This window comes from Luteimonas sp. AC640a (assembly GCF_979256585.1).
In genome coordinates this window covers 865,740-888,009 of record NZ_CEEDOV010000007.1, presented here as the reverse complement: position 1 = coordinate 888,009, position 22,270 = coordinate 865,740, and the positions used below count along the sequence as shown (strand labels likewise).

General features: G+C 67.3%; 19 protein-coding genes. 8 read left to right on the top strand and 11 right to left on the bottom strand.

Features of this window, described 5'->3' with window-relative positions; genetic code table 11:
- Nucleotides 1-17: 17 nt before the first annotated feature.
- The 7 genes from ACZ9YD_RS08260 to ACZ9YD_RS08230 all read right to left on the bottom strand — a co-directional run bounded on the left by ACZ9YD_RS08260 (nt 18) and on the right by ACZ9YD_RS08230 (nt 5,033).
- The gene (locus tag ACZ9YD_RS08260; protein ID WP_465074645.1) at nt 18-749 is read right to left on the bottom strand and encodes a hypothetical protein; all 732 of its coding nucleotides are present in this window, start codon (nt 747-749) and stop codon (nt 18-20) included.
- 32 nt (nt 750-781) lie between these two features.
- The gene (locus ACZ9YD_RS08255; RefSeq protein ID WP_465074644.1) at nt 782-1,636 is read right to left on the bottom strand and encodes a GIN domain-containing protein; all 855 of its coding nucleotides are present in this window, start codon (nt 1,634-1,636) and stop codon (nt 782-784) included.
- 113 nt (nt 1,637-1,749) lie between these two features.
- A complete protein-coding gene (locus tag ACZ9YD_RS08250; protein WP_465074643.1) occupies nt 1,750-2,418 on the bottom strand; it encodes a hypothetical protein in 669 nt (222 codons plus the stop codon).
- A gap of 45 nt (nt 2,419-2,463) precedes the next feature.
- Complete coding sequence (locus ACZ9YD_RS08245; protein ID WP_465074642.1) at nt 2,464-3,510, bottom strand: hypothetical protein; 1,047 nt, start codon at nt 3,508-3,510, stop codon at nt 2,464-2,466.
- Complete coding sequence (locus ACZ9YD_RS08240) at nt 3,507-4,382, bottom strand: ABC transporter ATP-binding protein (protein ID WP_465074641.1); 876 nt, start codon at nt 4,380-4,382, stop codon at nt 3,507-3,509. The genes ACZ9YD_RS08245 and ACZ9YD_RS08240 overlap by 4 nt, the downstream gene beginning before the upstream one ends.
- Nucleotides 4,379-4,750, bottom strand: a complete 372-nt coding sequence (locus ACZ9YD_RS08235; RefSeq protein WP_159678859.1) for a GntR family transcriptional regulator — start codon at nt 4,748-4,750, stop codon at nt 4,379-4,381. The genes ACZ9YD_RS08240 and ACZ9YD_RS08235 overlap by 4 nt, the downstream gene beginning before the upstream one ends.
- A 4-nt stretch (nt 4,751-4,754) precedes the next feature.
- On the bottom strand, nt 4,755-5,033 hold the full coding sequence (locus ACZ9YD_RS08230) for a hypothetical protein (RefSeq protein WP_465074640.1): 279 nt from the start codon (nt 5,031-5,033) through the stop codon (nt 4,755-4,757).
- Nucleotides 5,034-5,164: 131 nt separating this feature from the next.
- Here ACZ9YD_RS08230 and ACZ9YD_RS08225 point away from each other — a divergent pair, with 131 nt between their 5' ends.
- The 6 genes from ACZ9YD_RS08225 (at nt 5,165) to ACZ9YD_RS08200 (ending at nt 9,378) form a co-directional block, all read left to right on the top strand.
- Nucleotides 5,165-5,755, top strand: coding sequence for a glutathione peroxidase (locus ACZ9YD_RS08225; RefSeq protein ID WP_465074639.1), 591 nt, complete (start codon nt 5,165-5,167; stop codon nt 5,753-5,755).
- Nucleotides 5,756-5,840: 85 nt separating this feature from the next.
- The gene (locus ACZ9YD_RS08220; protein ID WP_465074638.1) at nt 5,841-6,761 is read left to right on the top strand and encodes an FKBP-type peptidyl-prolyl cis-trans isomerase; all 921 of its coding nucleotides are present in this window, start codon (nt 5,841-5,843) and stop codon (nt 6,759-6,761) included.
- 89 nt (nt 6,762-6,850) lie between these two features.
- On the top strand, nt 6,851-7,615 hold the full coding sequence (locus ACZ9YD_RS08215; protein WP_465074636.1) for an FKBP-type peptidyl-prolyl cis-trans isomerase: 765 nt from the start codon (nt 6,851-6,853) through the stop codon (nt 7,613-7,615).
- 52 nt (nt 7,616-7,667) lie between these two features.
- The gene (locus ACZ9YD_RS08210) at nt 7,668-7,895 is read left to right on the top strand and encodes a SlyX family protein (protein WP_310238660.1); all 228 of its coding nucleotides are present in this window, start codon (nt 7,668-7,670) and stop codon (nt 7,893-7,895) included.
- Between the two features lie 11 nt (nt 7,896-7,906).
- Complete coding sequence (locus ACZ9YD_RS08205) at nt 7,907-8,614, top strand: DUF2058 domain-containing protein (protein ID WP_465074635.1); 708 nt, start codon at nt 7,907-7,909, stop codon at nt 8,612-8,614.
- A 14-nt stretch (nt 8,615-8,628) separates the two neighbouring features.
- Nucleotides 8,629-9,378, top strand: a complete 750-nt coding sequence (locus ACZ9YD_RS08200) for a transporter (protein ID WP_465074634.1) — start codon at nt 8,629-8,631, stop codon at nt 9,376-9,378.
- Between the two features lie 55 nt (nt 9,379-9,433).
- Here ACZ9YD_RS08200 and ACZ9YD_RS08195 read toward each other — a convergent pair whose 3' ends face one another.
- From ACZ9YD_RS08195 to ACZ9YD_RS08180, 4 genes are all read right to left on the bottom strand, one after another.
- Nucleotides 9,434-10,858 carry an amidohydrolase family protein gene (locus ACZ9YD_RS08195; RefSeq protein WP_465074633.1) on the bottom strand — a complete coding sequence of 475 codons (1,425 nt, stop codon included), beginning with the start codon at nt 10,856-10,858 and terminating at the stop codon, nt 9,434-9,436.
- A gap of 82 nt (nt 10,859-10,940) precedes the next feature.
- A complete protein-coding gene (metH, locus tag ACZ9YD_RS08190; protein ID WP_465074632.1) occupies nt 10,941-13,625 on the bottom strand; it encodes a methionine synthase in 2,685 nt (894 codons plus the stop codon).
- The gene (locus ACZ9YD_RS08185) at nt 13,622-14,719 is read right to left on the bottom strand and encodes a homocysteine S-methyltransferase family protein (RefSeq protein WP_465074631.1); all 1,098 of its coding nucleotides are present in this window, start codon (nt 14,717-14,719) and stop codon (nt 13,622-13,624) included. Before ACZ9YD_RS08185 ends, metH begins: the two co-directional genes overlap by 4 nt.
- Complete coding sequence (locus ACZ9YD_RS08180; RefSeq protein ID WP_465074630.1) at nt 14,716-15,645, bottom strand: ArsR/SmtB family transcription factor; 930 nt, start codon at nt 15,643-15,645, stop codon at nt 14,716-14,718. Before ACZ9YD_RS08180 ends, ACZ9YD_RS08185 begins: the two co-directional genes overlap by 4 nt.
- Nucleotides 15,646-15,871: 226 nt before the next feature.
- Here ACZ9YD_RS08180 and ACZ9YD_RS08175 point away from each other — a divergent pair, with 226 nt between their 5' ends.
- Nucleotides 15,872-17,047 carry an acyl-CoA dehydrogenase family protein gene (locus ACZ9YD_RS08175; RefSeq protein ID WP_465074711.1) on the top strand — a complete coding sequence of 392 codons (1,176 nt, stop codon included), beginning with the start codon at nt 15,872-15,874 and terminating at the stop codon, nt 17,045-17,047.
- 179 nt (nt 17,048-17,226) lie between these two features.
- Complete coding sequence (locus ACZ9YD_RS08170) at nt 17,227-22,251, top strand: NAD-glutamate dehydrogenase (protein ID WP_465074629.1); 5,025 nt, start codon at nt 17,227-17,229, stop codon at nt 22,249-22,251.
- Nucleotides 22,252-22,270: the final 19 nt, after the last annotated feature.

Here is a 22,270-nt window from a genome sequence, read left to right as displayed (position 1 = left end):
GGCGCCTGATGCCAGCGTCAGTTCGACGCCGGCGCTGCCGCGGCATCCGCTTCCGCGGCTTCGTTGTCGCGATGGACCACGGTGTCCTTGCGGCAGTCCTCGACGTCGGTCGCGTCCATCGTGGCGTAGGGCTCGAAGGCGGGCAGCGCGGCTGCGAGCGCCTGCTGCGAGGCGAGCAGCGGCGGCAGGTTGTCGCACAGCTTGTCGGCTTCGGCTTCGATCTTCGCGCCCTCGGCTTCCATGCGCTTCTCGAAGTCCGCGGACTGGCCCGACAGCGCGCTGGCGATCGCGCCCTTCGCGGCTTCGGCACCGAGCTGGGCGCCCTGGATACCGATCGTGATGCCGGCTTCGGCGATCGAGATGATGTTGGCACGATGTGCCAGCAACAGCTCGCGTTGCGCGGCGTCGATCTCGACCGTCTTGCCATCGACCAGAAAGTCGCCGGCCGGGCTGATTTCGGCCTTCGGCAGGCTGGACGTGCGGGTGTCGTCGCCGCCGAAACGGAAGCCGTTGATGTTCAGTCCACCGCCACCGCTGCCGCCGACGCTGATGTTCTTCTCGACCAGATCCTTGCGCGCCGTTTCCAGCGCGCGGCGGGTGGTACGGGCGACGAAACCTTCCTCGGCCGGCGCCGTGGTGGCGTCACCGCTCGCGGGTGCGGGTGCTTCGTCACGCCCGCACGCGGTCAGCGTGCCCACGCAGGCGAGCAGCAGGGCCAGGGGCAGGGCGCGGGATGGGAAGGTCTGCATGGTCGGACTCCGGATCTGTCTCGTTAAGAAGGTCAACGTTTGCGCGGCACGCTGACGGTGCCGCGCACATCGCGGTGCGAGACTTCGCCGCTGCCCTTGGCAGCCACTTCGAGATCGCCGCCGATGCCGCGGGCATCGACATCGCCCGAGCCGATCGAGCCGACATGCACGCTGCCCTGCACATCGCGCAGGTCGATGTCGCCCGAGCCCACGCTGCCGATACGGACGTCGCCGCCGGCGCCTTCGATCTTGAAATCGCCCGAGCCGACGCTGCCGACTTCGACCGCGCCGCGGATGCGGCGCGCTTCGACATCGCCCGAACCGATCGACAGCACCTTGAGTGCGCCGGCCTCGTCGACTGTGATGTCGCCGGAGCCGACCTTGGCGGTCGCGCGGCCCTCGATGCGGCGCAGTTCGGCATCGCCGGAGCCGACATCGGCGCTCGCGGCTGACACGCCGGTCACCCAGACATCGCCGGAGCCGACGACGGTCTGCACCAGCACGTTCGCCGGCACCTGGCCTGAAAGATCCATGTAGGCGTACTGGTTGCCCATCCAGCCGGTCGAATTGGACGTGCGGCGTGCGATGACGGTCAGGGTGTCGCCCGAGCGCTGCTGCTCGAGCACCAGCGAGGCCAGCATGGCTTCGCTCGATGCGCAAGCGCGGCCGCGCAAGGTTGCGTCCGGACGCGCAGCGCCGTCGACACGCAGCTTGCTGTTGCCGATCTCGAACCGCACCGTGCGCACGCCATCGAGCTGCAGCGCCAGATCGCGCGGCTGGCTGTGCCGGCACTGCGGGGTGTCTTCGGCCTGCGCGGCGAACGGCAGTGCGAGCGATGCGGCAATGAGCGTGGCGAGCAGCGGGCGAGCGGTGTGGGCTGGCGTCATGTCATGGACTCCCTGGCGAGATGACCGGCCTGCGTCAGTGCAGGGGCGGTGTGCGTGGTGGCTGACGCTAACCTGAATCGATGCGGTCGCGCGAGTGGCGCCGCCGCCTCGCTTCAGCGCCCTGCGAACTCGCGCCGGACTTCGTTGCGGCAGCTGTCCGCGTCCCGGGCTTCCAGTCGCGCGTACGGACGGAAGGCCGGCAGGTCGCTGGCGAGCTGTTGCTGCGCGTCGCGCAGCGCGGGCATGCGGTCGCAGATCAGCAGCACGCCGGGGCCGACGGTGTTGCGTACGGTCCGTTCGATGCGCCGCTCCAGACTGCCGGTCATCGCACCGACCATCAGCGAGAACACGCCGCGGTCGACCGAGTCCACGGCGGCCAGTGCACTGACCTCGCCGATGTCGATTCCGGCCTTGGCGACCTCGATGACCATGCCGCGATAGCCGAGCAGCTGGCGGCGCTGCGCGGCGTCGATGGCGACGGCCTCGCCTTCGATCAGGAAGTCGCCCTGCGGCGTGATCTCGGCCTTCGGCAGCGCCGGTTCCGTCTTCGCCTTGCGGTTGCGGCGCGCATCGCCATTGGCCTGCAGGCTGTTGGTCACGTCGAGATTCTCGGTGTCGAGTTCGGCGCGGGCCTTGGCGAGATCGGTGCGGATGTCACGCCGGGCGTCTTCCAGATCCCGACGGATCTCCTCGCGCACACCGCCGGTTTCGGGCGGCGCCGACCAGGCGGCCAGCGGCAGACACAGGGCAAGGGCGAATGCGGTGACGGTTGCAGCTTTCATGGGTGGTCTCCGGAATCAGGCGATGGCGGGGAGAAGCGGGTTGGCTCAGCCTTCCTCGCGCCAGCGGCGCAGGCGGATGGAGATCGCGATCATCACGGCGCCGGCGATGAGGCCGATCCACATCGAGGGCTCGAGGAAGTTGCCGTACATGCCGGGGATCGAGAACATCTCGTTGGCCGGTCCGGCGCCTGACTGGATGTAGGCCAGATCGCGATGGGTCACCGGCACGGTGCCCAGCAGCATCCGCGAAATCACATTGCCCCAGAGCCAGTGGCGCTCCAGTCCGATCAGCTGCAGCAGGCCGGTCATCGACGTCGCAACGCCCAGGGTCAGCGGGATCAGCAGCGCCCACAGGAAGGGCTTGCTCTTGGCCCAGGCCGAGCACAGGAGCAGCCAGCCGACGGTCGGGAACATCCAGGCCGCGTACACCGGAATCGCCGCCAGGAACTGGCCCGACAACAGGAACACCGAGCCATTGCCCCAGAGCAGCGGGAACGGGTTGGCGCCGTGCGCCGCCGCGGCGATGCTCAGGGCGATCAGGAACGCGAACATGATGACGATCGCGAACAGCGTGGCGAACAGGGGGATCACCAGCGTCACCGTCGCCACCTTGGACAGCACGGTCGCCGTGTCGGACACCGGCAGTGACTTCCAGAACAGGACGCTACGGTCGCGGCGATCGTCGTACAGCGCGCCCAGACAATAGAAGAACGCGACGAAGATCATCACCAGGAACGGCCAGGTCGCCGACAGCGCCAGCGTGATCGTGATGCCTTCCGACAGCTGGTAGAGATCGTCGCTGGTCAGCTGCTGGGCCAATGTGCCCAGATCCAGACCGTTGATGGTCACGCCGTTGTGCTGGACCAGGTTGCCCTCCGCGACCGCCTTGTGGGCGAACACGATGCCGGCGACCAGCAGGCCGAGCGACAGCAGCAGCGACACGCCGCCGGCGATCATCGGCGCCCAGAAGATGCCACCACGGTGCTCCCAGTACTCGCGCCGCAGCAGCAGACGGAAGCGGTGGGTCGGATGGGTCGATGCGAATGTGCGGGACGGAACCGGGGCGTCCACGTGTTCGGCGGCGGCATTCATGCGTAGGCTCCTTTCATCGTGGCCACGAACAGGTCGGCCAGGCCCGGGGTGCGGGTTTCGCCGTACGTCGACAGGGTGGAAACGGGCACGTTGTCGAACAGCATCACGGTCTTGCCGAAGGGCAGGGCGCGTTCGTCGATCGGGCGGTGGGCGCGGGCAGCGTCGAGGTGTTCGGCGTTGACCAGTACTTCGACGAAGCGTTCGCCGACATCATCCATCGGCGCGTCCAGCACGATCTTGCCGTTCTGGATGAAGAGCACGTCGGTGAGGATGTGCTCGATCTCCTCGACCTGGTGCGTGGTGACGATGATCGTCTTCTGCTCGTCGAAGTAGTCTTCGAGCAGGCGCTGGTAGAACTGCTTGCGATACAGGATGTCGAGACCGAGCGTCGGCTCGTCGAGCACCAGCAGCTTGGCGTCGATCGCCATCACCAGGGCCAGATGCAGCTGCACGATCATGCCCTTGGACATTTCGCGCACGCGCTGCTTCGGGCCGAGCTTGGTGTTGGCGAGGAATCGCTCGCAGCGGGCGCGGTCGAAACGGGGATGCACGCCTTCGACGAAATCGATCGCGTCACGCACCCGCATCCAGCGCGGCAGCACCGCGACGTCGGCGATGAAGCAGACATCGTTCATCAGTGCGTCGCGTTCGGTGCGCGGATCGCGGCCCAGCACCGACATCTCGCCGTCGAAGCGGATCAGACCGAGCAGCGCCTTCAGCGCGGTGGTCTTGCCGGCGCCGTTGGGACCGATCAGACCGACGATGCGTCCGGCCGGAATCTGGAAGCTGGTGCCGTCGAGCGCACGCGCGCCCTTGTAGGTCTTGGTGAGGTTGCGCGCGGTGATCACCGGGGTGTCGATGACGGCGTTCATTCGTTGGCTCCATTGCCGATGGACTGCAGCAGGTCCCGGGTCGACAGCCCCAGGCGTTCGATCCGTTCCACCACCTGTGGCCATTCGTCGGTCAGGAACCGTTCGCGTTCGCTGCTGCGCAGCTTCTTCGAGGCTTCCTCGGTAACGAACATGCCCAGGCCGCGGCGCTTCTCCACCAGCGCCTCGTCGGCGAGTTCCTGGTAGGCGCGGGAGACGGTGATCGGGTTGAGCTGGTAGTCGGCGGCCACCTGGCGCACCGAGGGCAGCGCATCGCCGGGCTTCAGGACGCCGTCGAGCATCATGGCGATGACGCGTTCCTTCAGCTGGCGGTAGATGGGAGCGCCGTCGCTCCATTCGATATTGGCCATGGCCTCAGCTCCTTCCACCAGCGCCCCGCGCGAACGAGAAGTACGGCAGGGCGAAGCCGCTGCGTGCACGGCGGGTGCGGGGACGCGGGGTCTCCGCTTCGATGTCGGTCGTCGTCGCAGCGCGCTCGGCCTGGGCACGGGCCTTCGCGGCGACCGCAACGGCGACGGGCGGGGGTGCGAGCTCGCCGGCCGACAGCGCCGGGCCGGCGAACAGCAGGCCGGCCGAGAGCGCCAGGGCGGAGGCGGTGCATGCGATGATCGGGGTGTGGAGCCTGCGGTTCATGAGGACCGTCCTGCTCTAGTGGGTAGGTGTTGTAGGTGACTATAACACCACCGCAGCAGGTGTCAACGCGCCTGACAGAAATTTCTACCCAACTGATGGCACGGTGCGCCGGCCATCCAGGAGATCGCGACATGCGTGGCAATCGGTGGTTCCGGCGCGTGGCGCTGGTAGTGGGTGTGACCCTGGTGGCCGGCGCGGCGTTCGCGCAGGGCGCGGCCGCGCCGCGCGGCGTGCTCGATCACCAGTTCCGCCAGCTCGCGGTCCGCGAGACCGTGGATCTGCGTAGCGCCTACGGCGGTGATGTCGTGCTGATCGTCAACACCGCCAGCAAATGCGGGTTTACCCCGCAATACGAAGCACTCGAATCCATGCATGCGCGCCTGCGTCCGCGCGGATTCGCGGTGCTGGGCTTTCCGTCCGGCGACTTCAAGGAACAGGAATTCGAGGACGAGGCGGCGATCCAGGAGTTCTGCACGCTGACCTATGGCGTGAAGTTCCCGATGTTCCAGAAGGTGCACGTGATCGGTCCCGACGCGACGCCCCTGTTCAAGCAGCTCACCGAGGCCACCGGCCAGGCGCCGCAGTGGAACTTCCACAAGTATCTGGTGGGTCGCGACGGGCGGGTGCTGGGTCAGTGGGGCAGTCGCACCAAGCCGGATGATCCGCAGATCCTCGCGGCGATCGAGCGCGCGCTGGCCGCGCCCAGGCCCGCCGCCCGCTGAAGGCCGCGGCGGGCCTGATTGCTCCGCCGCCGCGCGCCCGCGACAATAGCCGGCTGCATCGCCCCGCATCCGGGGCAGGAGAACCATGCGGATGTTGAATCAGATGCGTGCCGCAGCCCTTGCGGTGCTGCTGGCACCGGTCGCCACGCTGGCCGTGGCCGCCGAAGGCACCGATCGCGACAAGAGCAGTTACGTGGTCGGCATGGATATGGCCGCGCAGCTGGCCCAGGTGACGCCCGATCTCGATCTGGCCGCGTTCGAAGCCGCGGTAACGGCCGCGCTCGCCGGCAAGCCGCCGACGCTCGACCAGGCGGAAACCCAGCGCATCGGCCAGGCGCTGGCGCAGCGCGTGGCCTCGCGCAGCGGTCGTCCGGTGCCGGGCCTGCCGCCTGGCAGCGAGCCGCCTGCAGTGGATCGCGCTAAGGTCGGCCAGATGCTCGGCGCCGATGTCGGTCGCTCGCTGACGCCGATGCGCGACGAGATCGCCATCGCGCCGTTGATGCGCGGCGTCCGCGACGCGGTCGACGGCAAGCCGCCGACGCTGTCGGCTGACGAGATCACCAAGGTGCGTCAGGGCATGATCACGCGCGGCCAGATGCGCACTGCGCGCGCCGCAGACGACAACCGCCAGGCCGGCATCGCCTTCATGACCGCCAATCGCGGTAAGCCGGGCGTGTTCGCGACCGCGTCGGGCATCCAGTACAGCGTCGAGAAGCAGGGCCAGGGCCCGCGCCCGCGCGCCAGCGATCGCGTGCGTGTGCATTACAAGGGCACGCTGCTCGACGGCACCGAGTTCGACAGTTCCTACAGCCGCGGCGAACCGGCCGTGTTCGGCCTCGACCAGGTCATCGCCGGCTGGACCGAAGGTCTGCAGCTGATGCCGATCGGCGGCAAGTACCGCTTCTGGATTCCCGGCGAGTTGGCCTACGGTGTGCGCGGCAGTCCGCCGAACATTCCCGCGAACTCGACGCTCATCTTCGATGTCGAACTCATCGACATTCTTTGACCTTTCGTTCTTTGATTCATTGTTCACATCCCGTCGTCCGCCATCTGCGGCCGTCCGTTCCAGATCCCTCATCCCGGAGTTTTGACCGCATGAAGAACACCAAGCGCCTCGCCATCGCCGGCCTCGCCGCCGTCCTGCCGCTGGCGATGATCGCCTGCAAGCCGATCGACAAGGAGACCGGCAAGCCCGTCGAAGGCGCCGCTGCCGAAACGCCGGCCGAAGGCGGCGAGATCGCCGGCCTCAAGGGCGAGCGCGAGCAGATCAGCTACATCATCGGCAACCAGATGGGCGAACAGCTCAAGCAGATCAAGGACGAGGTCGACATCAAGACGCTGCAGCGCGCGATCAGCGAAACGCTCGACGACAAGGCGATCGAGATCACCGACGAGCAGGCCATGGGCATCATGCAGAAGTTCGGTGAGCGCATGCAGGCCAAGCAGGTCGCGGAGATGGAAGAGAAGTCGAAGACCAATGCCGCCGAGGCCGAGAAGTTCCTCGCCGAAAACGGCAAGCGTGACGGCGTGCAGACCACGGCATCGGGCCTGCAGTACCGCGTGATCACCGAAGGCACCGGCGCCAAGCCGGGCCCGAACGACACTGTGCGCGTGCACTACAAGGGCACGCTGCTCAACGGCGAAACCTTCGACAGCTCGATCGATCGCGGCGAGCCGGCGCAGTTCGCGCTCAACCAGGTCGTTCCGGGATGGCAGGAAGGCCTGCAGCTGATGCCGGTCGGCAGCAAGTACGAGCTGTGGATCCCGGCGGCGCTGGGTTACGGCGAAATGGGCTCGGGTCCGATCGGTCCGAACCAGGCGCTGGTGTTCGAAGTCGAGCTGCAGGACATCGTCAAGTAAGACCCTGGCCGGTGCGCTGCCCCGTGCGGCGCGCCGGTCCATCGAGAATGCAATGAATGACACCGGACACGACGCGCTGGAATCGCGCGTCACCGAACTGGAAACGCGACTCGCGTTCCAGGAGCAGACCATCGGCGAGCTCAACGATGCGCTGAGCCAGGCGCGACTCGAGCTGAGCGCCCAGACCGGGCTGCTGCGCCGGATGATGGACGACCTGCGCCAGGCGCGCACCGTGCAGTTCCCCGATGCGTCGGAAGAACCGCCACCCCCGCATTACTGAGTACGACAGCGATGACCGATTCCCTCCGCGACCAACTGCTCGGCCTCGGATTCAAGGCGCCGGCTCCGGCTGCGCCCAAGCCCAATCCGCGCCGCGACGAGCGTCGTCCGCGGCCCGACGACCGTCGCGGCCCTCGGCCTGTCGGCCGCAGCGCCGATGGCAAGCCTGGCGCGCCGCGTGGCGACACTCCCGCGCGTCCGCAGGCCCGCCACAGCGGCGCACCGCGCAGCGACGGCAAGCCGCGCCCGAACACCGATCGCCGCGCCGCGCCGCAGGGCAAGCGCCCGCCGCGCGAAGACATCGATCTGGCCAAGGCCTTCGCCATCCGCGCCCAGCGCGAGAAGGACGAGCGCATCGAAGCCGAGCGCGTGAAGCAGGAAGACGCCCGACTGCGCCGCGAGGCGCGCGCGAAGCTGGAGGTGTTCCTGGCCGACAAGTCGCTCAACATCAAAGAGGCCGAGATCGCCCGCCACTTCGAGTACGGCGGCAAGATCAAGCGCATCCACGTCGACGAGGCCCAGCTCAAGGCGCTCAATGCCGGCGAACTCGGCGTCGTGCAGCTCAACGGCCGCTACATGCTGGTGACCGCCGCGGTGCTGGCGGAAGCCGGTGCGATCTTCGCGCCGTCGGTGGCGCTGCGGATCGATCCCGATGCACCTGCCACGGACGATCCCTACAGCGATCCGATGTACCAGGTGCCGGATGATCTCGTCTGGTGATCACGTCCGCGCCCATGCGGTTCGCGATGCGTGCAGGCGCGATCGGCCTGCTGGCGTTGGCCTGCGCGGCCGCGCAGGCCCAGGATGCGTCCGACGTCGAATTCGACCGGCCCGGCATCGGCTTTTCGCCGTCGGTGCTGGCGCCTGGGCGGATCGCCTGGGAGCAGGGCCTGCCCGACATCGGTCATGACGACAGCGACGGCGTGCGCACCACGCGCTACGCCGCCGCGAGTCTGTTGCGCGTGGGTCTTGCCGAAGATATCGAGCTGCAGATCGGCAGCGACAGCCGGGTGTGGGAACGCACGCGCAGCGTCGATGCGCGCCAGCGCGTGCACGGCGGTGGCGACAGCAGCGTCGCATTGAAGTGGGTGTTGCCGGGTTCGAACGACACCACGCAGTGGGCGCTGCTTGCGCGGCAGGGCGTGCTGACCGGCGCGTCCGACATCCGCGCCGAGCGTGCGCAGCAGGATCTCGGCGTCAGCGTCGCCACTGGCGATCTCGCGTTCTACGTCAACGGCACGCGCGACGAAAACGGCACCGGCTGGACCGTCTCACCGAGTTACACGTTCCTGTCGACCGAGACCGTCGGTGCGTACGTCGAAGCCGGTCTCGGTACCGGCGCGCAGCGTTCGCGCGCGCTGGGCACCGGCATCACCTGGCGCGTCGCGTCTGCGGTGCAGCTGGATCTGTCGGTGCTGCGCGGATTCGCCGATGACGAGGACGACTGGACCGGCGGCTTCGGCGTGTCCTTCCTGTTGCCCTGACGTTCCTCGACGAATCGCGACCCGCGTCGACGCACGGATCGCGGCGGTGTTGTGATCAGTCCCGCGCCTGCGCGTCGTATTCGGCGATCGGCCCGGCGACCTTGCGACCGGCCTGCCACACGGCTTCGATACTGCGCGTGTTGCGGATGTCGGTCAGCGGGTCGGCCGACAGCACGACGAAATCGGCGCGCTTGCCCGGCTGCAGCAGACCGCGATCGTCGAAGCGCAGCAGCTGCGCGGCCGCGCTCGTGGCGACGACCAAGGCCTGCTCGGGGCTGAAACCGGCCTGGTCGACCATCAGTTCCAGTTCGCGATGCTCGGCGAAGCCCGGTACGCGATGGGGCAGTGCGCCGGCATCAGTGCCGAAGCCGATGCGTACGCCGGCCTCGCGCAGCGTCGACAGGTTGTCGAGATTCACCGCCAGTGCGTCGCGGTGGGTCTGCGTCGCCGGATCGGCCAGCTTGTTCTCCCGCCATGCCGCATCCGACCACTGCGCGCGCACCGACGCGGGCAGGGCGTTGCGCAGGAACGGCGTGTCCAGCCAGTCCGGCTGCTCGGCGTAGATGTAGTTCGCCTCGTCGATCTGCAGCGTGGCGATGTAGCCGGTGCCCGCCGCCCTCATCGCGTCGACGAGCGGTGCACCGATCGCCTGGTCACGGATGCCGTGGGCGATGATGTCGACGCCGCTGGCGACGAGATCGGCAGCCGGCGCCAGATCGTGGATGTGCGCGGCCACCAGCAAGTCGTGGCGATGCGCTTCCTCGATTGCGGCGGTGTAGACCTCGGGCGTCATCTGCGGCGACTTGCCGCCGAGGTCGTCGACCCAGAGCTTGATCAGATCGACGCCGGATTCCGCCTGCGCGCGCACAGCCGCGCGAGCGCTCGCTGCGTCGGCAGGGCGGGCGACGGGATCGTCCGCGAGTCCCATGTTCGCGGCCGGCGGCGCGCCATCGGGCGTACCGACACCGCCGCCTGCGCCGTAGAGCTGGGCGCCGAGCATCGGGTCTGCATTGATCGCGGTGCGGATCTCGCCGAACGCACTGCCGTTCATGCCCAAGGATGCGACCGTGGTGATGCCGTAGGCCTGGAACTGGCGCAGGTCGGCCGACACCTGGTCCTGCGTGTAGAAACGATCGCCGTGCTCGGTGCCGCGGGTGTTGCCGACGTGCGCGTGATCGTTGACCAGGCCCGGCATGACGAAGCGTCCTCGATGGTCGATGCGTTCGGCGCCTTCGGGCAGATCGCTTGCGCCGGACTCGGCGATACGTTCGATCAGTCCATCGCGGATCACCAACGAGACTTCGCCCAGATCGCGTGTGCCGTCGAACACGCGCGCGTTGTCGATAACGATCACGCCGCTGTATGCGTCGGGCGCAGTGCTGGAGGCGCCAGTGTTCGCTGCATCCTGTGCGTGGCCGCTGCAGGCGGCGAGGCAGGCGGTGGCGGCGAGCGAAACGAATGCGCCGGGGCGTCGGGACATGCGGGCGTCCTTGTTCGATGAAAGGACGGGCCAGCCTAACGACCGCCGGGTGGCGGTCGTGTGTCCATGCCTGCGCGCGGCGCTATTCCGGGTCGTAATCGAGGTTCGACGCGAGCCAGCGTTCGACCTGCGCGAGTGTCGCGTGCTTGCGCTTGGCGTAGTCCTGCGCCTGTTCCTTGGAGACGCGGCCGACGACGAAATACTGGCTCTTCGGATGACTGAAGTAGTAACCCGAGACCGCCGCGGTCGGCAGCATCGCGAAGCTTTCGGTCAGCGTCATGCTGGTGTGCGCGGTCGCATCCAGCAGTTCGAACAGCCGGCCTTTTTCGCTGTGTTCCGGGCACGCCGGATAGCCGGGCGCCGGCCGGATGCCGCGGTACTTTTCGGCGATCAGCGCATCGGTGTCGAGGCTTTCGTCGGTCGCATAGCCCCAGTAATCGGTGCGCACGCGCTGGTGCAGCCGCTCGGCCAGCGCTTCGGCCAGACGATCGGCCAGCGCCTTGAGCAGGATCGCGTTGTAGTCGTCGTGCGCGGCTTCGAAGCGGGCGACGTGCGGCTCGATGCCGATGCCGGCGGTGACCGCGAACGCGCCGATCCAGTCCTGCTTGCCGCTGTCCTGCGGCGCGATGAAATCGGCGAGGCAGAAGTCCGGCCGTTCGACCGGCTTGTCGACCTGCTGGCGCAGGAAGTGCAGCGTCGCTTCGCCGCTATCGTGCTGCAGCACCACGTCGTCGCCGATGCTGTTGGCCGGCCACAGGCCGAATACGGCTTTCGCGGTCAGCCACTTCTCGTCCACGATCCGGCGCAACATCGCCTGCGCATCGTCGAACAGCTCGGTCGCCTGCGGGCCGACGATGTCGTCGCTGAGGATCGCCGGGTACTTGCCGAACAGTTCCCAGGCGTTGAAGAACGGCGTCCAGTCGATGATCTGGACCAGATCGTCGAGCGGATAGTCGTCGAACACATGCACGCCCGGCCTGTTGGGCGTGGGTGGCGTGTACTGGCTCCAGTCGCCGTCGAAGCGCTGCGCGCGGGCTTTCGCCAGCGACACCAGCCGCTTGGCGTCGCCACGATTCGCGTGGCGCTGGCGAATCTCGGCGTAGTCGGCATCGTTGGCGGCGACGAACGCGCCGCGCAGCTCCGGACTGATCAGCGACTGCACCACGCCGACCGCGCGCGAGGCGTCCTTGACCCAGACCGTCGGCGACGCGTAATGCGGCGCGATCTTCAGCGCGGTGTGCGCGCGTGAGGTCGTCGCGCCGCCGATCAGCAGCGGTGTCTCGAAACCCTGGCGCTTCATTTCGCGGGCCACGTGGCTCATCTCTTCGAGCGATGGCGTGATCAGGCCCGACAGGCCGATCACGTCCGCCTGCACCTCGCGCGCCTTGTCGAGGATGGTCTGGGTGGCGACCATGACGCCGAGGTCGACGACCTCGAAGTTGTTGCAGGCCAGCACCACGCCGACGATGTTCTTGCCGATGTCGTGCACATCGCCCTTGACCGTCGCCATCAGCACACGGCCGTTGTTCTTGCCCACGTCGCCAGTGCGCAGCTTCTCGGCCTCGATGTAGGGCAGCAGATAGGCCACGGCCTTCTTCATCACACGCGCCGACTTGACCACCTGCGGCAGGAACATCTTGCCCGCGCCGAACAGATCGCCGACGACGTTCATGCCGGTCATCAGCGGCCCTTCGATGACATCCAGCGGGCGCGTGAACGACTGCCGTGCTTCCTCGGTGTCCTCGACCACGTACTGGTCGATGCCGTGCACCAGCGCATGGGTGAGCCGCTGCTGCACCGGCGCCTCCCGCCAGGCGGTGTTCTCGACGTGGGCCGCGCCTTTCTTGCCCTTGTAGCGCTCGGCGAGATCGAGCAGGCGCTCGGTCGAGTCGCTGCGGCGGTTGAGCACCACGTCCTCGACGCAGTCGCGCAGTTCGGGATCGAGGTCATCGACGATCGGCATCGCGCCGGCATTGACGATGCCGAAATCCATGCCGGCCCGGATCGCGTGGAACAGGAACACCGCATGGATCGCCTGGCGTACGACCTCGTTGCCGCGAAACGAGAACGAGACGTTGGAGACGCCGCCCGAGACGTGGCAGTGCGGCAGCGTCGCCTTGATCTCGCGGGTCGCCTCGATGAAGTCGACGGCGTAGTTGTCGTGCTCGGCGATGCCGGTGGCGATCGCGAAGATGTTGGGGTCGAAGATGATGTCTTCGGGCGGAAACCCGACGACTTCGGTCAACAGCTTGTAGGCGCGCGTGCAGATCTCGACCTTGCGGTCCTTCGTATCGGCCTGGCCGACCTCGTCGAAGGCCATGACCACGACCGCCGCACCGTAGCGCAGCACCTTGCGCGCCTGTTCAAGGAATGCGGCTTCGCCTTCCTTGAGCGAGATTGAGTTGACCACGCCCTTGCCCTGGAGGCATTTCAGGCCGGCCTCGATGACGGTCCACTTCGAGGAGTCGACCATCACCGGGATGCGCGCGATGTCGGGCTCGGCGGCGATCAGGTTGAGGAAGGTCGTCATCGCATGCTCGGAATCGAGCATGCCTTCGTCCATGTTGACGTCGAGGATCTGCGCGCCGCCTTCGACCTGCTGGCGGGCGACCTCGACCGCCTCGGGATAGCGGTTTTCCTTGATCAGCTTGCGGAACGCCGCCGAGCCGGTGACGTTGGTGCGCTCGCCGACATTGATGAAGAGCAGTTCCGGCGTGACGATCAGCGGCTCGAGGCCGGACAGGCGGGTGTGGCGGGGACGCGTCATGCGGCGACGTCCAGCGTCGCCGGCGGTCGACGCGGCGCCACGTCGGCGACGGCTTCGGCGATCGCGCGGATGTGTTCGGGCGACGTGCCACAACAACCGCCGACGATGTTCAACAGGCCGGCGGTCGCGAACTCATGCAGCACCTCGGCCATGTCTTCGGGCGTTTCGTCGTAGCCGCCGAATGCATTCGGCAGGCCGGCGTTCGGATGACACGACACGTACGTCTGCGCAATCTGCGACAGCGTTTCGACATGCGGACGCAGGTCTTTCGCGCCGAGCGCGCAGTTGAGGCCTACCGCATGCGGACGCGCGTGCTGCAGCGAATACCAGAACGCCTCGGCGGTCTGGCCCGAGAGCGTGCGACCCGAGGCGTCGGTGATCGTGCCGGAGATCATCACCGGCAGACGCCCGCCGCGATCGTCGAACACGGTCTCGATCGCGTACAGCGCAGCCTTCGCGTTGAGCGTGTCGAACACGGTTTCGACCATGAGGATGTCGGCGCCGCCGTCGATCAGTCCGTGGGCCGCGTCGCGGTAGATCGACACCAGTTCGTCGAAGGTCACCGCGCGGTAGCCGGGATCGTTGACGTCGGGACTGATCGACGCGGTGCGGCTTGTCGGCCCGAGAATGCCGGCGACGAAACGCGGGCGATCCGGCGTTTGCGCCTGCGCGGCGTCGCAGGCTGCGCGCGCGAGCGCCGCGCCGGTCTCGTTGAGTTCGTGGACCAGGTGCTGCAAGCGGTAGTCGGCCAGCGAGACTGCGGTCGAATTGAAGGTGTTGGTCTCGACGATGTCCGCGCCAGCGGCGAGATAGTCCGCGTGGATGCCCTGGATGATGTCGGGGCGCGTGAGCGTCAGCAGATCGTTGTTGCCGCGCTGGTCATGGCTTTCGCAACCACAGCCGGCGCCATGCGCGTGGCCTTGCGCCGCATAGAGCGCGTCGTAGCCTTGCGCGAAACGCTCGCCGCGATAGTCGGCCTCGGTCAGTTCGAAGCGCTGGATCATCGTGCCCATCGCGCCGTCGAGCACGAGGATGCGCCGGGCCAGCGCGGCATCGAGCGCCGCGACGCGTTCGGGGTGCAGCCAGGTGGTCATGGCTTTCTCGCGATGATCGAGATCACCTGGAAATGCGGCGGACGCTTCTCGCGGGTCACGGTTTCGGCGCTGTGGATCTCCAGCCCGGCCTTGGTGACGAAACGGCGCAGTTCTTTGTCCGGGAAGCCGAGATTCGCGTGGCCGTAGGCCTGCACCGCGGTTTCGTGGCCGTGGCGATCGAGGCTCGACAGCAGCAGCCGGCCGCCGGGCCGCAGCACACGCGCGGCCTCTATGACCGCCTGCGCGGGCTTGGTGGCGTAGGTCAGGGCGTGCATCAGCACGACCAGATCGAAGCTGCCGGCCTCGAAGGGCAGGGCATGCATGTCGCCCTCGCGCACTTCGACGTTGGTGAAGCGCTTGAGCCGCTCGGCCGAGGCGGCGACGACGCGCCGGCTGGCATCCAGACACACGTAGCGATTCGCGTGCGGCGCCAGCAGTTCGGCCAGCACGCCATCGCCCGAGGCGATGTCGAGTACGTCGCCGGTCTCCAGCAGCGGCAGCGCGGAACGCGCCAACGCCTCCCAGGTCCGGCCGGGCGAGTAATGCCGCTCCATGTCGCCGGCCACGGTGTCGGCCCAGCTCTGGTCGGCGGCGCGCGTCGCCAGCACCGCGGGGGTGCGTTCGGCATCCTGGCGCAGCAGCGGATCGTCGCTGCCGGTCGACAACGCCTGCCACAGGGCGCGCTGCGCGTGGTCGAGCGCTGCATCGTCGAAGCGGTAGTAGGCGGACACGCCGGCGCGACGGTCGCGCACGAGGTTGGCTTCCTTCAGTCGCGCGAGATGGGTGGAGACGCGCGGCTGCGCGAGGCGGGTGATTGAGGACAGCTCGGCCACCGTGAGCTCTTCGACTTCGAGCAGGGCGAGCAGGCGGACACGCGTGGGGTCGGCGAGCACTTTCAGGCGCGCGGACCAAGCCTCCAGATCCATCAATATCTCCATATCGCGATATAGAGATAATTGTCGGCGCGCAGGTCGCTGGGGTCAAGGTTGCGCGGACGCGACGTCATGCGAGGGTCACACGCTGGGACGCGGATATACACCGTTTGCAGCGCGTTTGACTGCACGCGTCAACCGGTGTTTCCGGGCGATTCATGCTGCACTGCGCAACCGGTTTGTCGGGTGTTTTACCGGGCTGGAACGTTACAATCACCGAATCGTTTTCGAGCAGGAGTTGCATGCCGTGGAGTTCGGTTTCAGCGAAGAGCAGTTGATGATCCAGGACATCGCGCGACGGATCGCCCAGGAGCGCATCGCGCCCAGCGCCGAGCACCACGACCGGACCGGTGACTTTCCCGTCGAGAACATGAAGGTGCTCGGCGAGAACGGCCTGATGGGCATCGAAGTGCCCGATGAGTACGGCGGCGCGGGCATGGACCCGATCTCCTACGTGCTGGCGATGGTCGAGGTCGCCGCGGCCGATGCCGCGCATTCGACGATCATGTCGGTCAACAACTCGCTGTTCTGCAACGGCATCCTGACCCACGGCAACGAGGCGCAGAAGCAGGAGTACGTGCGTGCGATCGCTGAAGGTCGCGAGATCGGCGCGTTCGCGCTGACCGAACCCCAGTCGGGCTCCGACGCGACGGCGATGAAGTGCCGCGCGGTCAAGCAGGCCGACGGCACGTACGTGATCAACGGCAAGAAGAGCTGGATCACCTCCGGTCCCGTGGCGAAGTACTTCGTGCTGTTCGCGGTGACCGAGCCCGACAAGGGCGCGCGCGGCATCACCGCATTCCTCGTCGACGGCAGCCGCGACGGGTTCCACCGCGGCAAGACCGAGCCCAAGCTCGGCATCCGCGCCTCGGCGACCTGCGAGATCGAGTTTCAGGACTACGTGGCCCAGGCCGGTGACGTGCTCGGCGAGGAAGGCCAGGGCTTCAAGATTGCGATGGGCGTCCTCGATGCCGGCCGTATCGGTATCGCATCGCAGGCGATCGGTATCGCCCGCGCCGCGTACGAGGCGACGATCGCCTACGTCAAGGAGCGCAAGGCCTTCGGTCAGCCGATCGGCGCGTTCCAGATGACCCAGGCGAAGATCGCCGACATGAAGTGCAAGCTCGATGCGTCGCTGCTGCTCACCCTGCGCGCGGCCTGGCTCAAGGGCGAGGGCAAGCGCTTCAGCAATGAGGCTGCGATCGCCAAGCTCACCGCATCGGAAGCCGCGATGTGGATCACCCACCAGGCACTGCAGATCCACGGCGGCATGGGCTATTCGAAGGAAATGCCGATCGAACGGTATTTCCGCGACGCCAAGATCACCGAGATCTACGAAGGCACCAGCGAGATCCAGCGTCTGGTGATCGCCCGCAACGAGACCGGTCTGCGCTGATCCGCATGCCGCTTCTCCACGCCAGCATCGCGTGTGTCCGTCGCCTGCGCCGCCCTCGTGGCCGCGCGGCGTCGGTGGTTCCCGACCCGGTCGCACACGCGACCGCGTTGTATTGAGAGATTCCTTCCCGTCGGCCCGCGTGAGAACGCGGGCCTCATTGCATCGGAACGTTTGTCGTCATGACCTCATCCCGCAAGACAGGTAAATCCGCCGCGGCCGCCGCGCCCGTGAAATCCAGCAAGACCACCGCGCCCGCGAAGCAGCGGGATACCCGCGTGGCCCCAGCGTCGCCGCGTCGCGCCGGCATCGGACTGCTGGACCCGATTTTCGACGCCGTGCGCCGCCGCGCGGGCAAGGCCGCGCATGCGGACGCCAGCGCCTTCGCGCAGGCCTTCTATCGCCGCATGACCGAGGACGAGCTCCCGCTGCACAATGCCGACGGCTGGGCCGCGCTCGCGGCGGATCTGTTCGACTTCGCCGGCAGGCGCAAGCCTGGCACCGCGAACGTGCGGCTGTTCAATCCGGTGATGAAGACCCACGGCTGGGAGTCGCCACACACCGTGCTGCAGGTCGTCAACGACGACATGCCGTTCCTCGTCGACTCGGTGACGATGGCGCTGGCCGAGCAGGGCATCGGCGTGCACGTGCTGGGCCACCCGGTGCTGTCGATCGCGCGCGACCGCGCTGGCCGGCTGACCGGTGTGGGCGAGGGCGATTCGGAATCGGTGATGCATCTGGAGATCGACCGGCAGACGCCTGACGAGAATGCGCGCATCGAGGCCCTGGTGCGCGGTGTGCTCGACGACGTGCGGGTGATCGTCGCCGACTGGCCGGCGATGCGCGAGAAGATGCTGCAGATGGCGACCGATCTGGATTCGCAGAAGATTCCGGTGTCTGAATCCAGCCGCGAGGAAGCGCAGGAATTCCTGCGCTGGGCCGCAAGCGACCACTTCACGTTCTTCGGGTATCGCGCCTACAAGGTGCGCCGCAAGGGCGACGATGCGCGCCTCGAAGCCGTGCCCGACAGCGGCATGGGCCTGCTGCGCACGCCCGGCGCGGTGAAGTCGCGTCCGATTAGCGAGCTGGGCGCCGATGCGCTGCGCCGCGAGGGCCTGATCGATGCGCTGATCCTGACCAAGACCAGTGCGCGTTCGACCGTGCACCGTCCCGGATATATGGATTACATCGGCATCCTCGGCTACGACGACGCCGGCAATGTCGTCAGCGAGCAGCGCTTCCTCGGTCTCTACACCTCGAGCGCCTACACGCGTCGTCCGTGGGACATCCCGCTGGTGCGCGAGCGCTTCGAACACGTGATGACCGAATCCGGCCTCAAGCCGACCGGTCACAGCGGCAAGGCGCTCAAGCATCTGCTCGAGACGCTGCCGCGCGACGAACTCTTCCAGTCGACGCCCGACGAACTGTTCCGCCTCGGCACCGGCATCCTGGGCCTGCAGGAGCGTGTGCGCAGCCGCCTGTTCCTGCGCAAGGACCGCTATGGCCGCTTCTATTCGGTGCTGGTCTACATTCCGCGCGACCGCTTCAATACCGACGTGCGTCATCGCATCGAGCAGCTGCTGCGCGAAGTCATGCAGGCCGACCACGTGGACGCGAGCGTCGTGCTGGGCGAATCGCCGCTGGCGCAGCTGCATCTGATCGTGCGTCCGCGCGCGGGCGTCGCATCCGATATCGATCAGGGTGCGCTGGAGCAGGCGCTGCAGGCGATCGTGCGCAACTGGCAGGACGATCTGCGCGACGAACTCGTGCGCCGTCACGGTGAGGCCGATGGTCTGCGCCTGTCGGGCCGGTTCGGGCGGGCGTTGTCGCCGTCCTATATCGAATTCGCTTCGCCGGCCGCGGCCGCGACCGATGTCGAGAAGCTGGCCGCGACCCTGGAGACCGACGCGCTGCAGCTGAGCTTCTACAGCCAGCCACTGCCGACCTCCGGCGAATCGGTGCTGCACTTCAAGCTCTACCGTCGCGATGCGCACATCCCGCTGTCGGATGTGCTGCCGGTCATGGAGAACCTCGGCCTGCGCGTGATCGCCGAGCACCCCAATCGCATCGAAGTCGACGGCACCACGCTGTTCCTGCAGGACTTCTATGTCGAGGCCACCGCCGGTGCGATCGATGTCGATGCGCGCGCGCAGGCGTTCACCGAAGCGTTCGACCGCGCGTGGCGCGGCGATGCCGAGAACGACGGCTTCAACCGTCTGGTGCTGGGCGCCGATCTGGACTGGCGCCAGATCGCGATGCTGCGCGGCTACTGCAAATATCTGCTGCAGGTCGGCGTGCCGTTCTCGCAGGCCTATGTCGAAGACACGCTGGTCCGGTATCCGCTGCTCGCGCGTCTGCTGGTGGAGGTGTTCGAATCGCGCTTCGATCCGGCCACGGGCACCGAGAGCCGCGCGCAGATCGAGGGCGGCCGGAAGGCGTTCGCCGCCCAGCTGCAGGCGCTGACCGGCAACGACGACGCGACGCTGGCGACGCTCCAGCCGCTGCTCGATGCGCGCGGTAGCGACCGCGACGCACAGTACGAAGCGTCGCGCGCCGCGCTCAAGGGTCTGCTCGATCGCGTCTCCAGTCTCGACGAGGACCGCATCCTGCGCAGCTACCTTGCCGTCGTCGACGCGACGCTGCGTACGAGCTACTACCAGAAGAATCGAGACGGCGGTCTGCTCGACACGATCAGCTTCAAGTTCGATTCGTCGCGCGTGCCCGAGCTGCCCAAGCCGCGCCCGTACCGCGAGATCTTCGTCTACGGTCCGCGCGTGGAAGGTATCCACCTGCGTTTCGGCCCGGTGGCGCGTGGCGGCCTGCGCTGGTCCGATCGCCGCGAGGACTTCCGCACCGAGGTGCTGGGCCTGGTCAAGGCGCAGATGGTCAAGAACACGGTCATCGTGCCGGTCGGGTCGAAGGGCGGCTTCATCGTCAAGCGTCCGCCGGTCGGCGGTGACCGCGATGCGCAGTTCGCCGAAGGCGTCGCCTGCTACACGCTCTTCATCAACGGCCTGCTGCAGATCACCGACAACATCGTCGAAGGCGAGATCGTGGCGCCGGTGGATGTCGTGCGCCACGACGACAACGATCCCTATCTCGTCGTCGCTGCCGACAAGGGTACCGCGACGTTCTCCGACATCGCCAACGGCATCGCCCGCGAGCACGGCTTCTGGCTCGACGATGCGTTCGCGTCCGGCGGTTCGGTCGGCTACGACCACAAGGGCATGGGCATCACCGCGCGCGGCGCGTGGGAGTCGGTCAAGCGCCATTTCCGCGCGATGAATCGCAACTCGCAGACCGAAGATTTCACCACCGTGGGCGTCGGCGACATGTCCGGCGACGTGTTCGGCAACGGGATGCTGCTGTCGGAACACATCCGCCTGGTCGCTGCGTTCGACCACCGCCATATCTTCATTGACCCGGATCCGGATGCCGCGCGTTCGTTCGCCGAGCGCCAGCGCATGTTCGCGATTCCGCGTTCGAGCTGGGAGGACTACGACAAGTCGCTGATCGCCAAGGGCGGCGGTGTGTGGCCGCGCAGCGCGAAGTCGATCCCGCTGTCGGCCGAAGCACGCGAAGTGCTGGGCATCGAGGGCGATGCGACGTCGATCAGCCCGAACGAGCTGATGTCGGCAATCCTGCGCGCGCCGGTCGATCTGCTGTGGAATGGCGGCATCGGCACGTACGTGAAGTCCTCCAGCGAAACGCATGCCGATGTCGGTGACCGCGCCAACAACCCGCTGCGCGTCGATGGTCGCGACCTGCGCTGCAAGGTGGTGGGCGAGGGCGGCAATCTCGGCCTGACGCAGCTCGGTCGCATCGAGGCCGCGCTGCACGGCGTGCTGCTCAATACCGACTTCATCGACAACTCGGCCGGCGTGGACACGTCCGATCACGAGGTCAACATCAAGATCCTGCTCAATGCACTGGTGCAGGACGGCAAGATGAAGCTGCCTGCGCGCAACAAGCTGCTGGCATCGATGACGGACGAGGTCGCGGGTCTAGTGCTGTGGGACAACTACCGCCAGAACCAGGCACTGAGCCTGATGGAGCGCATGAGCGTCTCGCGTCTGGGGTCCAAACAGCACTTCATCCGCACGCTGGAATCGCAGGGTCTGCTGGACCGCCAGATCGAGTTCCTGCCGTCAGACATCGAGATTTCCGAGCGCAAGACCAAGGGTCTGGGCCTGACGCGTCCGGAGCTGTCGGTGTTGCTGTCGTACTCGAAGCTGGTCGCGTTCGACCAGATGCTCGACTCCGACATTCCGGAAGATCCGTATCTCTCGCGCGAGCTGCAGCGCTACTTCCCGCAGCCGCTGCAGAAGAAGTACGCAGAGCTGATGGAGGGCCATCGCCTCAAGCGCGAGATCATCGCGACCGCGGTGACCAACACGATGATCAACCGCATGGGCGCGACGTTCCTGCTGCGCATGCAGGAAGACAGCGGCCGTGGGCCGGGCGAGGTCGCCAAGGCGTTTACGATCACGCGCGAAACGATCGAGGCGCGTGCGCTGTGGGGCCAGATCGATGCGCTCGACGGCCAGGTGCCGGAATCGGTGCAGGTCGATGCGCTGCAGGTGATCTGGAACCTGCAGCGTGCGTTCACGCGCTGGCTGCTGGCGCGCCCGGGCGCGATTCCGGACATCACCACCGCGGTCGAGCGCTACCACGACGGGTTCCATGCGATCCGCGACGGCAGCAAGATCATCGCCGACGTCCAGCGCGCCGAACACGACGCGAGCCTGCAGACGTGGATCGAGAAGGGCGTGCCGAAATCGCTCGCGATCGAGCTGGCGGCCCTGCCGTATCTCGAAGCGGCCTGGGACATCATCGAGGTCGCCAGCGAGCGCAAGCAGAAGCCGGTGGACGTAGCGCGTCTGCACTTCCGTCTCGGTGAAGCCTTGAACCTGCCGTGGCTCACCGCGCAGATCGATGCGCTGCAGGTCGACGGCCGCTGGCACGCGGTGGCGCGTGGCGTGCTGCGCGAGGAACTCGGCCAGCAGCACCGCGCCCTCGTGTCGCAGGTGCTGTCGATGCCGGGCGCCACGCCGGAGGCCAAGGTGCAGGCATGGCTCGAACGCGACGATTCCGCGTTGCGCTTCACCCTGGCGATGCTCGGCGAACTCGCGGCGCAGAAGTCGCTGGACTATCCGACCGCCTCGGTCGCGGTGCAGCGCGTGTCGCAGCTGGTGCAGCGCAGCTGACGCTGCATTCCGCAGGCGG